This window comes from Shewanella fodinae (genome assembly GCF_014651955.1).
Classification (GTDB): Bacteria; Pseudomonadota; Gammaproteobacteria; order Enterobacterales; family Shewanellaceae; genus Shewanella; species Shewanella fodinae.
The window spans coordinates 62088-77157 of record NZ_BMXW01000004.1; the positions used below are offsets into that span (position 1 = coordinate 62088).

At 46.0% G+C, this 15070-nt stretch carries 10 protein-coding genes; 4 read left to right on the top strand and 6 right to left on the bottom strand.

Going from position 1 to position 15070, the window contains the following annotated elements:
• Window positions 1-85 precede the first annotated feature (85 nt).
• On the top strand, window positions 86-1411 hold the full coding sequence (locus IE064_RS05235; RefSeq protein ID WP_189616947.1) for an MvaI/BcnI family restriction endonuclease: 1326 nt from the start codon (window positions 86-88) through the stop codon (window positions 1409-1411).
• A 134-nt stretch (window positions 1412-1545) separates the two neighbouring features.
• Here the strand turns inward: IE064_RS05235 and IE064_RS05240 are convergent, their stop codons facing one another.
• Both IE064_RS05240 and IE064_RS05245 read right to left on the bottom strand, forming a co-directional pair.
• The gene (locus IE064_RS05240) at window positions 1546-2985 is read right to left on the bottom strand and encodes a DNA cytosine methyltransferase (protein ID WP_189616948.1); all 1440 of its coding nucleotides are present in this window, start codon (window positions 2983-2985) and stop codon (window positions 1546-1548) included.
• Between the two features lie 252 nt (window positions 2986-3237).
• The gene (locus tag IE064_RS05245) at window positions 3238-4575 is read right to left on the bottom strand and encodes a DUF2628 domain-containing protein (protein WP_229799861.1); all 1338 of its coding nucleotides are present in this window, start codon (window positions 4573-4575) and stop codon (window positions 3238-3240) included.
• A gap of 165 nt (window positions 4576-4740) precedes the next feature.
• Here IE064_RS05245 and IE064_RS05250 point away from each other — a divergent pair, with 165 nt between their 5' ends.
• Complete coding sequence (locus IE064_RS05250; protein WP_189616949.1) at window positions 4741-4968, top strand: helix-turn-helix domain-containing protein; 228 nt, start codon at window positions 4741-4743, stop codon at window positions 4966-4968.
• Here IE064_RS05250 and IE064_RS05255 read toward each other — a convergent pair.
• Window positions 4965-6239, bottom strand: coding sequence for a tyrosine-type recombinase/integrase (locus IE064_RS05255; protein ID WP_189616950.1), 1275 nt, complete (start codon window positions 6237-6239; stop codon window positions 4965-4967). The two genes, IE064_RS05250 and IE064_RS05255, sit on opposite strands and share 4 nt — an antisense overlap.
• Window positions 6240-7104: 865 nt before the next feature.
• Between IE064_RS05255 and IE064_RS05260 the strand changes: the two genes are divergently transcribed.
• Both IE064_RS05260 and IE064_RS05265 read left to right on the top strand, forming a co-directional pair.
• Window positions 7105-8082, top strand: a complete 978-nt coding sequence (locus IE064_RS05260; RefSeq protein WP_189616951.1) for an alpha/beta hydrolase — start codon at window positions 7105-7107, stop codon at window positions 8080-8082.
• Between the two features lie 279 nt (window positions 8083-8361).
• A complete protein-coding gene (locus IE064_RS05265; RefSeq protein WP_189616952.1) occupies window positions 8362-10071 on the top strand; it encodes an FAD-dependent oxidoreductase in 1710 nt (569 codons plus the stop codon).
• Between the two features lie 46 nt (window positions 10072-10117).
• On the opposite strand, the gene IE064_RS05270 is transcribed toward IE064_RS05265, so the two are convergent.
• From IE064_RS05270 to IE064_RS05280, 3 genes are all read right to left on the bottom strand, one after another.
• Window positions 10118-11734 carry an ArnT family glycosyltransferase gene (locus tag IE064_RS05270; RefSeq protein ID WP_189616953.1) on the bottom strand — a complete coding sequence of 539 codons (1617 nt, stop codon included), beginning with the start codon at window positions 11732-11734 and terminating at the stop codon, window positions 10118-10120.
• A gap of 348 nt (window positions 11735-12082) precedes the next feature.
• Window positions 12083-14053, bottom strand: a complete 1971-nt coding sequence (locus IE064_RS05275; RefSeq protein ID WP_189616954.1) for a TonB-dependent receptor plug domain-containing protein — start codon at window positions 14051-14053, stop codon at window positions 12083-12085.
• 188 nt (window positions 14054-14241) lie between these two features.
• Window positions 14242-15051 carry a class I SAM-dependent methyltransferase gene (locus IE064_RS05280; RefSeq protein ID WP_189616955.1) on the bottom strand — a complete coding sequence of 270 codons (810 nt, stop codon included), beginning with the start codon at window positions 15049-15051 and terminating at the stop codon, window positions 14242-14244.
• Window positions 15052-15070: the final 19 nt, after the last annotated feature.

Sequence of the window (15070 nt, forward strand, 5' to 3'; positions counted from 1 at the left end):
AGCATTAAATTTAGCAATGAAAAGTATATAGTAGTGAATTAGGAAATGTGAAAACCACTCGCTGTTGCGCGGAATTTGTTACAATATGACTACATTTGAAGCAATCACGGATCATATGAAAGTTCTTGGTGCTACTAAGATCATCTTCAAGCCTCTTGCAAATAATGACAACACCAAACAACAGATCTACTTAGGTTCGGATTTTGATGTCATTCGTTCTATTCCATCTGGTGAAGTTTATGCGGATGGAATTAGTAAAAAGGGTCCTATTTTTAAAGCACCATTGGATTTTTATTGGATAGATGAAGACGGAAACACTGATCAAGCGCCAAATAGCCAAATCATCTTATACCCCAAATACCCTGAAATTCGTATGTCAGGTTTTTTAGCTGGTACTGACCGAAAGCTGGATGTTACCCCTCGTCATTTGATGCAACCACCAACGCAAGAAGAGCGAGCAAGAAGGAATGGTTTACATCGCTATCTAGTATTAGGTGTCAATAAAACAACCATTTGGGCATATTGCTCAGATTGGGAAGATAATCTAGCACTAGAGCTCAAACAACTAGTCGCCGATAATAAAGCAAATATAGTCGCTTCTGTTTTTTATGAATCGGTAGCTGTAGGCAAAACTAGTGAAGAGAAACTGCTAGAGAAATTGCGAACGATCTATGATGGTGGGCCAATTGAGTCATGTCGTTTACAAGCTAATGGGATGAAAATCCCGTACAAAGCTCAGAACGGAGCAGGTTACACGCTAGAGGCGCAGTTTAATATTACGCCTAATGGATTCGCTGAACCTGATTTCATGGATTGGGAGCTTAAGTCTCATTCTGGTTCAGTGGTTACATTAATGACGCCAGAGCCAAATACTGGAGTTTATATTAAAGATGGTTTAAAAGCATTTTTAGATTGCTATGCAACTAGAAAGCAAGAAGATCGTCTAGATTTTGCAAGCCGTCACGATGTGAATATAGAAAACCGCAAAACTAGCCTAACCTTGCGAATGGAAGGATATGACTCCAAATCAGGAAAAATTGTAGACCCTAATGGTGGCTTGATGCTTAGGGACAAAAACGGAGGATTGGCTGCAGGCTGGAGCTTCGATAAAGTCATTGAACACTGGAAAAGGAAGCACTCCAATACATGTTACGTAACTTATACGGTTAACAAGGATAATGATCTCCCACAATTTACGTATGGCCCTTATGTAACCCTAGGACAAGGTACAACATTAGAACATTTTCTAAAATCACTTTATAACTGTATTATCTACTATGATCCTGGCATTAATATGAAGTTAGATGATGGAAAATGGAAACCGAAGAAACGAAGCCAGTTTAGAGTCAAATGGAAAGACATCCATCAGTTATATCGTTCGTTACGAGAACTTGATTTAAGAGAGGCATAGACTTGACAAGAAGGTAGCGTTTGTTGTTCCTTAATCTCTTCGCAATAGATACGCTGAGAAAATCCGAGATCATCTTATATGATATTCTCGGATTTTAATGGAAAGCTAATCAACGATATAAAGCATCCAGCAAGCTAAGTTCTCTTGGTAATACGTTTAGGTATATTAGCTTTTACAGCTTCTCGAATATAAGGTTCCAGTAGTTTGGCTACCGCAGTAAAAACAGGTACAACAACGGAATTTCCGAATTGGCGGTATGCCTGTGTGTCTGAAACTGGAATACGAAATGGTTTGTCATCAATTTTTTCAAAGCCCATTAATCTTGCGCATTCCCTTGGAGTCAAACGTCTTGGACGGTTTATTTGGTTACTAGGATCAGCAAAATTTTCTTCTCCTTTAGCCATATCCCAACCACGATCAACTAAAATCTCTGAGCCGTCCTTATGGTATCTTGCGGACAATGTCCGAGCTACACTATGTGGTTTTTTAGGGTCAATTAACCCAAATCCAAATCCATTCCCCTTTGCTGCATGTTTTTTGGCGTAGTTATATAAATACGCCCAAAGTTTCTCTGTGAGGATGTATTTGCTATCGACTATGGGCTCCAAAAGCTCTCCAAACAATGGACGCGTCTCGGGGTAAAATTGGCTAATATTCCTTAACGAGAACCCCTTTTTCAGATGAAGGTCTCGGCGAAATCCAACGAGGACAATACGCTCACGGTGTTGAGGTAAAAAATTTTTCCCATCAATGATCTTTGGATCATTACTGCCTGTTATTTCTGAATCAGAAATGTCATATCCAAGCTCATCTAAAGTGTCCATGATGACCTTGAATGTCTTTCCCCTATCATGGCTTTTAAGGTTTTTAACATTTTCTAAAACAAATATGGCTGGTTTTTTAGCATGTATAATTCTAGCCACATCAAAAAATAGAGTTCCTTGAGCTTCACACTCAAATCCATGTGCTCTCCCAAGAGAGTTCTTCTTACTTACTCCTGCTAGGCTAAAGGGCTGACAGGGAAAACCAGCCAAAAGTACGTCATGATCTGGTACCTCTTGATCAATGTTAATGTAGGCTTCTTCTTCAGAAATAGACTCATCATTACTAAGTGTGATTTCCCTGATATCAAGATTGAAAACATGTTCTTTATCATCATTATACCAGTTAGCCTTATAGGTTCTGACAGCCTCTTTATTCCACTCACTGGTGAATACACATTTTCCACCAATACTCTCAAATCCTGCTCGGATCCCACCAATACCGGCAAAAAGGTCAATAAAACGGAAGGTATAATTCGGATGATTTTTTGGGGGGTCGGGAAGCATTTTCTTTAGTAGCGTTTCTTCTGCCAGTGTAAGTGACTTCGGTTGATATTTACCATTGACCCAACGATTAAGAGCTTCCCGGCTCCACTCGTTTTTCCCTACGCGCCTAAGTAGTTCTGCAACGTATTTTTGATCATAAATTTCAAGGACTTTTTCTAATAAATCTCGGTCAAGCTCTTGTCGGTTCTTTTCTTCAGTCTCTGCTTGAGCAAGTAAATCCTTTGCTAGCACGTCAAATTCAGACATGATTCCTCCTGTGGGTCTTTTGGGTGATAATCTATCACTCATTTGACCCAGATAAAATATAAATATATGGATATTTAAACAGTGGTTGTTATTTGAGCAAAATTCAGTTCTGTATATTCAATGGATAAAGTAATCAGTCCTGATGAAAGTTAGAGGCTCAAACATCTTTTCAACATTATGATTTTGTTTAATTTTATATGTTTCTAGAAATATAGAGTATTTAGATGAGCCTTTGCCATTTTTGAACAATGCTTATTTGGCTTGCTCTATGTCTCTAATAAACTCATTTGAAAGAATGTTTTTCAGGCTGAAGATTTCCACGATGGACAAATAGAGTTCATCTCTGTAGATGTCGTACAACACGCTGTCATGGGGTACGTAGGGTTGATAATGGTGGTCACCTAAGTCAATGTCCCACTGTGCATCATTGATGATGAAACTATCGTCATAGTTGACGGTAAAACTCATCTGTAAGGTGGCCTGCTTGGTGAGGTCAACCATTTTAGTGTCGTCATTGTGTGTGACTAACCGATATGCCTTACCTTCCTGTTGCTTAAAGGTGTTCAGTTTCATTTGACAGTGGTAGGTGACTGTCCGAGTGCCATTCTTAGCTTCGTGCGATTCCCATTTGATAGTGGCGCAAGGTGACCAATTATCAAAAGCCTGACCAATAGAGGTTTGTTCATACCCTTCCAAGTAACTGTCCTTGATGGTACTGGCGGTATCAGACTCATCAGATAAGACGATGAGGTAGGAAAGCCCAAAAAAAGCGACTAACGCAAGTGTATACACCGACAAAACGCCCCACCATTTATCCATCCACTTGGGCAGCCAAGGCCACAGCGTTTCTTTGAAGCGGTAGTAGCGGTAATAGTCGTAGTTGACCTGCATGGCGAATGTTACGGTGTTGATAGCAACTATCAATCTATCGATGAATGCAGAGTCAGAAAACAACGCCCAAATCATGCCAATCGCAATGTTGACAATGGCTAATGCTAAGGTCAGATACAGTCCCTTTTTGAACATGCCCTTAGCGAAGTAATACAACGGACCAAAGAGTGCTCCCAAGAAATTAAACCGTAGTTTTCTTCGTTCCATCAGCGACCTCTGTCGTAATGCGTCAGAGCGTATAGCTTGCCGATACCCGACTTTATCCACCCCAAGCTCATCAAAGGTGTTGAATATCATCTGCCACCCTTTACTTAGTGAAGAGTAGTCCCGGTGGGCAGTACGGGGTTTTGCATTATCGGAAGGGAGGATGTGTGGCGTTTTCAATGACTGGTTTCGCGTTCCCGTTGCGGGCTTGGCCTGTTGAACACGCTCTGGCGCTGACGGTTTTGCTGCTGGCTTTGTTTCAGGCAGTGCGGCTTCTTTTAGATAGGTGATTATCCCCACAGACAACAGCTTGGCATGAATAGCAGAGGCTTCACTGGCATTCAGGTGCTTTTTAATGCACAGCTCTTTGCCTGAGAGCAGCAAGTAAGCTTTGTCCTCGGGGAGCTTGAGATATCGCGCTAAGGCAATCGCAAGCTTTTGTGGTTCCTTGCCTTCAATGACTTCACCTTTAAAGATGATGTTAAACGTACCCATTAACTTCCTTCCTAGAGTTTCAGGACGAGCGCAGTGAGGGCATCTATTGGGATACCCTTGAACTCGTCGATTAAATGAGGACTATACTCCGCAAAATGCGGATTATAATCCGTGGATAGTTCACAGGCAAATTCTCATAGTGACCCCTTGAATAACAGGAGTCCTATGAACAACTTGGCCGTGAAAGTGGGTCTGTCTGTGCGGCAGATGCGCATACAGAAAAAACTCTCTCAGGACGAGCTAGCCCTCAGAGCTGAGATTGACCGAAGTTATGTTGGTCGTATTGAGCGTGCAGAGGTGAATATCACTCTGGATATGCTGTACAAGATTGCCGAGGTACTCGGCTGTGAAGCGATTGAGCTATTGCCAACCCGAGAAGAGTTGGACGACTAGATACACCCTAATTGCCGATAGCGTACCTGCCACTCTTTAAGCGTGTCAGCGAGATGCTGTTTGTGTTTATCACTCACCTTGGCTTTGGTGCGTTTTACCATCGCTTTCCCCAGGTCGACGCCGGAGAGTTCTTTACTGAACATCTTCGGAATAACATGGCTGTAGTGCTGCTCAATCATGGTGATACTGGTGCCACATTGCTTTGCCAACACTTCCATGTTCACGCCCGCCAGTAACTGCCATGTGATGTAGGTATGGCGCAATGAGTAGAGCGTTCTCACTCCATGTGGAGACTCTTTTAAACCTGCTTCGGTCAGCGCCTTATCAAACGCTTTGCTGAGTTCTTTGGTATCACTGCCATCGGCCAACCGAAACAGCTTGTCAGTTCGTTTTCGATTAGGAAACCGTTCTCTCAATGTCTGAATACTGGAAAAGATTTCATCACGACAAACCACTTCCCGAGTACCCGTGTGTTTAACGGTTTTCCCCTTTCTCACGGTGATATAGAAAATGATGTTGTGCTCATTGGTATCAATATGGATATCACCCCACGTTAAGCTTTCCATCTCCGTGCCGGGACGAATACCGGTATTGACCGCAAATTCCATATAGTCCATTAACAGTTCACGGATTTGTCGCGTCTTTTCTTTACGGCTGTTTTGTTCCAACTCCCACACCATATCAAAGGCTTTGTCGTATTCTTCTGGTGAGAAATGCGCTCGTCGTTGTGACTCAACACCTTTGGTTGATAGGGAAGGGACTTGGGCAGCCAGCATCCACTTACGTTCCACGGCTTCCTTGAACACTAACTGCATGGCAGCGTTATGGTTCAGTAGTGTCGACTTGGCAGGGTTACGACCGAGTTGCTCTGTTCGCCATATGTCGAATGCTCGCAGTTTCTCAACATCAATCGAGGTGATGTAAGTCCGGTCAAAAAAGGGAATATGGTACTTACGTAACACCTGAATGTAGGTCGTGTACTTTTCGACATCCTTACCATTGTCGATTGCCGCTTGCATGGTACTGATAGCCTTCTCTGCCACATCCCGGAAACGCTTGGAGCCCACCAGTAGGTTACGGTCGGCCATGAACTCGAACTCCATCTGGAGTCGATAAGCCATGGCGATGGCTTTTTCTTTTTCCTTTTGTTTAGTAGCCTTGGCAACCCATTTGCCCGCGACCTTGATCCGGGCATACCAACGCTCACTATTGTCCTGTTTGTAGACATACAATTCGTCAGTGATATCATGTCTTTCGAGTTGTTTACTCATGGTCTGCGTCTGATGTAAGTCATGCAAAGAATTTGCAAAGTGTTTATATGATGATGTAACTAGCTGAAAAATAATAGTAGTTTTATACACTACTTATTCAAAATCCCCCGCCCTTAAAAGCGTGACGGTTCGAGTCCGTCCTCTGGTACCATCTCTTCTAGAGAGAACATCTAGAAAGAGCTAACCGACGAAAGTCGGTTTTTTTATGTCTGAAATTTGGTGTACCGGCGGGTTTAAGCTTCAATGCTGTGTTGCTAGCAAACCTGCGAGCACAGGGGATTCGCTTTCAATAACATCGGCCCCGCCCTTAAAAGCGTGACGGTTCGAGTCCGTCCTCTGGTACCATCTCCTTGAGAGATAACAGGCCGACGATAAGTCGGTTTTTTTGTCTCTGTTTCCAGCACTTATCCTCCCTTTGCGCCCCAATATTTTGGGTACAACTGTACGCAGCATTCATCTTCCGATGTGCTGGTCGGCTCCAAACTTTGCATGAGATCTCAGGATGGCTAATAAGATGCTTTGGGGTGTTGTGCGTCCACAGGGTTTTACTCATCTATAAATGCTGTGCTAGAACTCGCCTAAATTCTCAGTGATGTCACTAATTAAATATCCCCATTCAATGACAGGTCTTAGTGCTTGATGCTTAAATTCGGGCCTGAATCTCTGATTGTTCATGGTTGTGCCCCAAAGCTCCAATATTTAGTCCACTCTAATGGCAAACAACTGCTGTTGATTCAGCGTTGCTAGAGCAAAGTCAAACACAGTGAATAATGTTTTTCTTGCCAGAGCAGCAGGTGCATCTGGTAGTTTTATCGCCAATTTTGTACATTGATTTCGCCTGCCATTTAGACAATCGGAGCGTCAAATGAAACACAGCATCGCACTTATGGCTGTCATAGGTTGTTTAATGTTTTTCTCCCTGCAAACTGTGAGTGCTGGGTCATTGTTAGAGCGATTCAAAGAGCGTCGTGCAGAGCGACTTAATCAAGACAATGAAGCCCTATTTACTGAGAGCAGTGATGCTGCAGCAGCGTTTGCCAATGACCATATCACCGTCCGTCATAACATTGCCTACGGCGACGATAAATTACAGCAACTGGACAGCTACGCCCCACGTCAACTTCAGCAACCTGCTCCCGTTGTGGTAATGGTGCATGGCGGCGCGTGGCGCATTGGCGACAAGACAAGTAGCAATGTGGTGGTGAACAAAGTGAAACGCTGGGTGCCACAAGGGATCGTCTTTATCTCGGTCAATTACCGTATGTTACCCGATGCCGCACCGGCAGTGCAGGCCGCCGATGTCGCCAAAGCAGTCGCTTATATGCAGCAACATGCTACGGAGTTTCAGATTGACCCGCACCAACTGGTGTTGATGGGGCATTCTGCGGGGGCGCATTTAATCAGTTTGCTGGCGACTGATGTATCATTGCAACAACGCTATCAAGTACAACCCTGGTTAGCGACGGTAGCCTTGGACAGTGCTGCTTACGATGTCGTTGAGATTATGGAGCGCTCGCATTACCGCTTCTATGATGCCGCCTTTGGTAAAGACATGGCCTATTGGCAGCAGAACTCACCGAAGTTACAGATGAAAGGCAAAATCGCGCCATTTTTGGCGGTTTGTTCATCAAAACGCCCAGACAAGCCTTGTGAGCAAGCCGAGGCATTTGTCACCCAAGCGAAGGCGCTGGGCAGCACCGCAACGTTAATGCCTGAGGCGATGACACACAAAGAAATCAATCGTGATGTCGGTGTGGTCATGCCTTATACCACCGACATTGAGCACTTTCTAAGTCAACAGAGCGAGCGTTGGGCGCAACGACTGCAACCACGTAAACCGTAGCAAAATTGCACCTTTGTCACTGGGATTGGGCTTTGATGTGATGACGGTTAATCGCTGACCATCGCGTTTTTTGTGCAAAAGGGTTGCATTCACTCCATAAGTTTATTCTTATAGATGATAGTTTTTGGGGAAACAATGACAGATTGCTGCTAGCGATTGCAAGGCGGTAGTGTACTTAACCACGCCCTGTGACTTACCGGGTCTAGAGCTTATTTCATTGATTTTAATATTTTTAAAGGTTTATACGGAAATCTTGGTAGCGCAAGATCTGGAGTGGATATGACGAAAATAGTGATTGTCGGTGGTGTCGCTGGTGGTGCCTCAGCCGCTGCGCGAGCAAGACGCATGTCGGAATCGGCGCAGATTATTATGTTGGAGCGGGGAGAGTTTATCTCGTTTGCTAATTGTGGCCTGCCGTATCATATCAGTGGTGATATCGCTGCCAGAGAAGCGCTTTTACTGCAAACGCCTGAAAGTTTTAAAAAGCGTTTTGATGTTGAGGTGCGGGTGTTCAATGAGGTGATGTCGATTGATGCCATCCATAAAACACTACGAGTCAAAAATCTGCTGACGGGCGACAGCTATGAAGAAACTTACGATAAATTGCTGCTCAGCCCCGGCGCGGCACCAGTAAAGCCGCCGATCCCTGGTATCAACAACCCCCACGTGTTCACCTTGCGTAATATTGCTGACATGGATGCCATTATTGCGGCACTGGCCGCGCATAAACCGCAGCATGTGACCGTGGTCGGCGGGGGATTTATCGGTTTGGAAATGGTAGAGGCTTTGCATCAGCGAGGGATCCGCATTTCACTGTTAGAGTTAGCGCCACAGGTCATGGCTCCGGTGGATCCCGAAATGGCTAATGTGTTGCATCGCGAATTAGTTAACAAAGGTGTGGAACTGCGGTTGAATACCGGACTTACTGAAGTAAACAGCCGTGACAATATGCCATCAGAGCCAGAAGCAACCGATGTTTATGACAAGCCTTCTCACCATCACACTGCTCTGGCATTAACACTGTCCACTGGTCAAACCCTAATAACCGATATGGTGATTCTGGCCATCGGCGTTAAACCAGAAGTGTCATTGGTCAATAGTGCGGGTCTGGTTTTAGGGGAGCGTGGCGGCATTAAAGTGGATGGGGGAATGCGCACTTCGGATCCAGATATTTATGCTGTAGGGGATGCTGTTGAAACACCAGATTTTGTCACTGGCAATGCAGCCTTGGTACCATTAGCCGGGCCAGCAAACCGGCAGGGACGTATTGCCGCTGATAATATGTTGGGTCTGGACAAACAATATCGGTGCACTCAAGCAACGGCCATCTGCAAATTATTTGATTTGGCGATTGCCAGTACTGGCCTCAATGAGAAATCTCTACAGCGGCTGCAATTACCCTATGAAAAAGTCTATGTGCATACCGCGAGTCATGCGGGTTACTATCCAGGTGCTCATCCGGTGACACTGAAACTGTTATTTGATCCCAACAATGGCAAAATCCTCGGGGCACAAGCGGTCGGGATGGATGGCATCGACAAGCGTATTGATGTGTTGGCAGTCGCACAGCGTGCTGGCATGACTGTGCGAGATCTACAGGATCTGGAACTGTCTTATGCCCCTCCTTTTGGTTCTGCCCGTGATGTAGTGAATCAGGCCGGCATGGTAGCAACAAACGTGTTGGATGGTGACGAACAGATATGCCACGTTGATGAAGTGGCTAGCCCTTCTGCCGAACAAGTTGTGTTAGATGTCCGTAATCCTCCAGAGCTGACGAACGTTGGCGCGTTTCCGCAAGCGCTGAATATCCCCGTTGATCAACTGCGTCAACGGTTAGGCGAATTGCCTAAGGACAAGGAAATCCTAGTCGCTTGTCAGGTAGGGTTGCGCGGACACGTGGCTTATCGCCTGTTGCGCCAGCATGGCTTTAAGGTTCGCAATCTTACTGGTGGATTTAAGACTTTCCAGATGACAATGGCTAAATTCTAGTGACAAAAGCGGCATTCACCAATGCCGCTTTTTCATCCTGTGTCAGCTAGTGGGCGGCAGGCATTAAAGCGATAAAATCTGTAGCCTTAATCAGCAACAATACCCGTCCACGATACGGTTGGCTAAAAAGCGCCTGCTTGCGCATAACCTCGGCAGGTCGCTTGACCGGGTAGATCACTATTGCCTGCGGATGCTGCTTGAGCCAGTCAACGCGCTGATTTATGTCGGTATCCCGCAGTTCCACAATCGGTTGCTGTAATCGACCGGCAAACTGGAACTGGTTGTCGTATTTGTCCCAGAATGCCAGCGTGTTTCCTTTCTGTTGTAATAGCCGTACTTGCCGTGCCGCATCGGTCACATCGTATGCCTCATGTAACGGCTGTTTCACGGCCAAAAGCACGCTGGTCATTAACAGCGGAAATATCAGAAATTGTACCAACGGATTCAAACTGACTTGTTTGAATCGCCACCGCGACAGTGCTAGCAGCACTATGGGCAATAATATCGCCCACAAGGCAATTTTGGGGTCGTGCAGGTTTTTGAACACCTTGTCAGCCCACAATGGCAACGAGCCGATTAACAATACGACAACCATGCAGAGCGCGGTCAGCACATAGCTGCGTCCGAAATTTTCTGGCTTGACGCCAGCGGCAACATACAACGCAATTACCGGCATCAGCGGGCATAGATAGTGGAGCTGTTTACCGCTGATCAGACTGAAACTCAGCAGAATGATAGTGACGTAAAGTACTAAGGCTTTATCACGGTTATTCTGAAAACGGCATATTTGACTGCGCCAGATGCCACTGAGTAGCGGTAGTGGGAGTAACAACGCAGGTAAAAGATATACATACCAGTAAAAAGGCCGAGCGTGAGCAAATGCGGCAACTAAGCGTCCGGCAGTTTGCTTCCAAATGAGCTCCTTTTCGTAAGCTCCGCCGCCAGCTATTACCGCCGGTAATAGCCAGCACGCCAGAAGCAACAGTCCCAAGCATATGGCGATAGAGCTACCACGGAAAAACCTGCCGTTACTGATGCTGTTGTTATGTTGCCACCAAGGACGCAACAGCATAAACGGGATCGCGTAAAGCAGCATAACAGGCCCTTTAGTCAGCAATCCCAGACCGACCGCCAACGCACCAAGGGCAATAAAGCGTCGGTTACCTGTGTCACTGAAGCCAAAACAGCTCAGTAGCCACAGCAACACAAAGACGCTCAGCACCAAGTCAAACATGACTGTCGGCAGATAAAAATTCCAACCCGCTAATGCTAATAGCAATACAGGCGCGTACCTAGCCGCAGCATCAGACTGAGGGAAGTACTTCTTAGCTAACATATAGACCAAACCGAAATTGAGGCAGGAAAACAGCGGCACAGAAAGACGCGCGGACCATTCACTTACACCGAAAACCGTCCAAAACAGGTTAATTAACCAAAACAGTAATGGCGGCTTATGGGCATAAGTTTCACCATTCTGATGTGGTACTAACCAGTTGTGATCGCGCCACATTTCCCAGGCAACTGAGACATAGCGGGTTTCATCCACTGGCATGAGTGGTCGCAGCCACAAGTGCAACGAAACCAGAAGTAATGCCGCCAGATAAGTTACACCAAGAAATATCCGTGGTGTTAGGTACGTTTGGTCAATTAGGCGGTTACTCATCAAGGTTAGGAGTTCCGACTACTTTTGAATACGGCTATGGTGACGGAAAAGTATTAATGAATTATTAACAGATTCAGATAGTCGGGAACAGTTTCCTGCACCATAAGATAGCACTGGCGGCGAATCACCACATTTAGAGCTGGGCCTCTAACCAAAAGTCGCTGGCATCATGAGGCATTGTTGCTAGGCTAAATGTATAGGTTGGCCAGTATTGCTCAACATTTTGCCGAGCTGCAATTGTTGGCGGTAAATATAAAAAAGCCGGTGATTATGACCAGTAATCACCGGCTTTTGCTGGCACAGATGAACAGACGAGGTAACTGGCTGCTGTGCTACAACCGGTATTTTTTACATTCGATATTCGAGTCCCAACCAGAAATTCCGACCCTGCTCGATAAAGCCTTCGGAGTATTCATAACTGCGATCAAACAGGTTGTTAACGGAGGCGTTCAGGCTGAGCTCTTCAAGTAACTGATAGTCAGCACGTAGATTAGTGAGAGCGAATCCGGCAGCAATCTGCGAGCCATCGCTATTGCTGTAACTGGAGTCACGGACCTCTTCGGACAATGTCAGGCTTAATGGTGCCCAAGGGGTGACTTTGACCCAAGCGTTCGCCATCTGTTTAGGTAAACCGGTGATTTCCCCAATTTCTTCACGTTTTACGTCGGTGTGTGTGTAGCTATAGCTCAGACCCAATTCGGCAATATCCAGGATCTTACCTTTTAATCCGAGATCGATTCCGCTGTAATCAACCTGACCACTATTGCGATTCTGCAGGGTATTGGCGTCAATATTGATGGCAAGAATGGCATCATCTACGCGGTTGTAATAGGCGCTGGCTTCATAGCTCCATTGCGTATTGATAAGACCACTGTAAGTGATATCAAGTGTGCGTGCCCGTTCTGGTTTTAGCTGCGGGTTTACGAGTGCCACTTGGCCTGTCGCTGGTTTAGAGGTGGTATAGCGTTCTTTTAGTGTCGGGAAGCGGCTACGATCAGAGAAGGAAAATGCCAGTGAATCCGTGTCGTTGACATGGTATTTCAATAATGCCTGCCAGTTAAAGGCGTGTTGATCGTTATCGTCATATTGGGTGATGCTGCCGTCGTCCTCATGCTGCATCCCTTCCAAGCTTTCGCGTTTGTCATAGCTGATGCCAGCAACTGCATCAAATTGTTCAGAGATGGCCCATTGATACTCGGATGCCAGGGAGACAGTGCGATCTTTGTAGCGGTCATAAAGGCCGTCAGGCGCGTCTTTTTCACGGTGTACATCTTCTTTCCAATGTGCGGCAAAGGACAGTTGATCCCGCTGCCGCAAATCGGCGCTGAGTTGCAAACCTGCGCCGTTGCTGAAGTCATCATAGCGGCTGTAGAAGCCGTTTTTCTGTTGCAACGCCGATAGCGAGTTGTACATCATCAGTGTGTTGGTAAAGACATCATGATAAACACGACTTTTTAGCGTGAAAATGTCATTTAACCGAGTAAACCCCTGATAGTAGTAACTTTCCTTATTATAATCAGGCCATTGCCAGTAACGTGCTTTCTGCCCACTGTTACCAGCATAAGGTGGATTTTGTTTTTCGCCATCCTGTTTGATGTAGGTAAAAGTGTATTCATCGGTACTATTAGGCGTGATCCCTAACTTGATAATGCCACGCTTGTCATCAGCTTCGGAGTTGATCATTTTGCCGTCACTGCCGGCGACCTGATTATCTGTGCCATAAGGTAATCCCAGATAATCCTGTTTCAGGCGGCTCCCGGTGAACTGCAGGTAGCCAAGCTCACTGCGCATGCCGAGTGACAGATTGGCATCATAGGCATTGCTCTTATTACGAGTGAATCCTTGACGAAAAGCAGCACTGGCTTCAAATGGCTCTTGTGGTTTATGGGTAGTGAGGTTGATAGCACCACCCATCTGGTTTGGCCCTTGTAACAATGAGGTGTATCCCTTGGAAACCTCTACCGAGTCCAAATTTGAGGACAGGAAGCGTCCGAGATCTAGGTTGCCATCATAAGGAACGTAAACTGGGATACCATCGTAAAATACCGGCACCTGACGACTGTCAAAGCCGCGAACTCTGACCTGTAATTCGTTGCGACTGCCAGATTTTTGCAAAGACACCCCTGGAATAACACTTAACGCTTGGGCGACATTGGTCTTTCCCAATTGCTCAAGTGTTTGTTGATCAATGCGGGTGCTGGTATCGGCAACTTGACTGCCCCATATGGTCAGGCGTTCAGTGCTGCTATCATCCGCGATGGCATATTGCTGGCCACTGATGACGAAGCAAATAAATAACGAGAGCTTGTTAAATTTCATAATGAACCTCAATATCGATATATAATTAACTATATAACGATGTCTATGCCAAAAAATGGCAGTAAAAGCTGCCCGTCAGACATCTGAAAGGCGGTGGTTATCATTACGGCAATTGAGGGTTATTGCCGTTATCACTTTACTGTGGCTTGCCGGATGTGTGCCCAGCGGCAAGCCTGGTATTAGTCGGATTACAGTGTTGTGGTTTTGTCCCAATACACCAGTGCCCAATCTCTGGATGGCGGGACGATAGTCTCACCCAACCGACGTTTTTGCTGATAAAAATCAAACAGACGTTGCTGTTCAACGTCATCCAATGCCCCCAATGACCAACTGACTGACTCTGAGAACTGTTCAAATGTATCAGTCTTGTTTTGGCAGTTTGGTCCTCGGATATAATCAACTTTAGGGTTAATGCCCAGCTGATATAGAATATTCACGGCGAAAATATAATTAGGCAACTCCACTACCGGGCGACCAATGGCGCGCTGGACGGCAACATCTACAAAAGATGTGGCTACCGTATGGGTGGTGTAAATGCGCAGACGAGCCTTGTTATTCAGTTTGATGAGCGCCTGACGCAGATCGGCCACCAGCGTAGAGCGAGACGCGACAGCGAGATCGCATTCAGGAATATCAGACCAATCATCTTCCCAAGATTTATTGATCAAAGTGACATTATGCAACCCTAAACCTTGTGCGCGTCTGCCTGCGACTTCCAGCATGCCACGGCTGTAATCAACGCCATAAACTTGAGTTAGTGATGCCGCCAGATTGAGGCATACAGAGCCTGGGCCACAGCCCATATCCAGCAGTGTACTAGCTCCCTGCAGTGACATTTTCTGTTGTAGTTGCAGCAGATAGGGATCTTGTGGGTTAGCGCATACTTCGGCCATTTTTTCTGCGCGGGCATCCCAGTGCTCCGGCGCTTTCGTGCTGCGCCCGGCCTGTTGCATCTGTTGCCGGTAAAGCTCGGCAAAGTCTAACTCGTCCAGTACCATTTACTGATTCCTCATACAC

Coding starts and splice junctions, on each gene's coding strand:
- IE064_RS05280 (WP_189616955.1), bottom strand. CDS start 15,051: ATGGTACTGGACGAGTTAGACTTTGCCGAGCTTTACCGGCAACAGATG.
- IE064_RS05255 (WP_189616950.1), bottom strand. CDS start 6,239: ATGAGTAAACAACTCGAAAGACATGATATCACTGACGAATTGTATGTC.
- IE064_RS05270 (WP_189616953.1), bottom strand. CDS start 11,734: ATGAGTAACCGCCTAATTGACCAAACGTACCTAACACCACGGATATTT.
- IE064_RS05235 (WP_189616947.1), top strand. CDS start 86: ATGACTACATTTGAAGCAATCACGGATCATATGAAAGTTCTTGGTGCT.
- IE064_RS05245 (WP_229799861.1), bottom strand. CDS start 4,575: ATGGGTACGTTTAACATCATCTTTAAAGGTGAAGTCATTGAAGGCAAG.
- IE064_RS05240 (WP_189616948.1), bottom strand. CDS start 2,985: ATGTCTGAATTTGACGTGCTAGCAAAGGATTTACTTGCTCAAGCAGAG.
- IE064_RS05250 (WP_189616949.1), top strand. CDS start 4,741: ATGAACAACTTGGCCGTGAAAGTGGGTCTGTCTGTGCGGCAGATGCGC.
- IE064_RS05260 (WP_189616951.1), top strand. CDS start 7,105: ATGAAACACAGCATCGCACTTATGGCTGTCATAGGTTGTTTAATGTTT.
- IE064_RS05275 (WP_189616954.1), bottom strand. CDS start 14,053: ATGAAATTTAACAAGCTCTCGTTATTTATTTGCTTCGTCATCAGTGGC.
- IE064_RS05265 (WP_189616952.1), top strand. CDS start 8,362: ATGACGAAAATAGTGATTGTCGGTGGTGTCGCTGGTGGTGCCTCAGCC.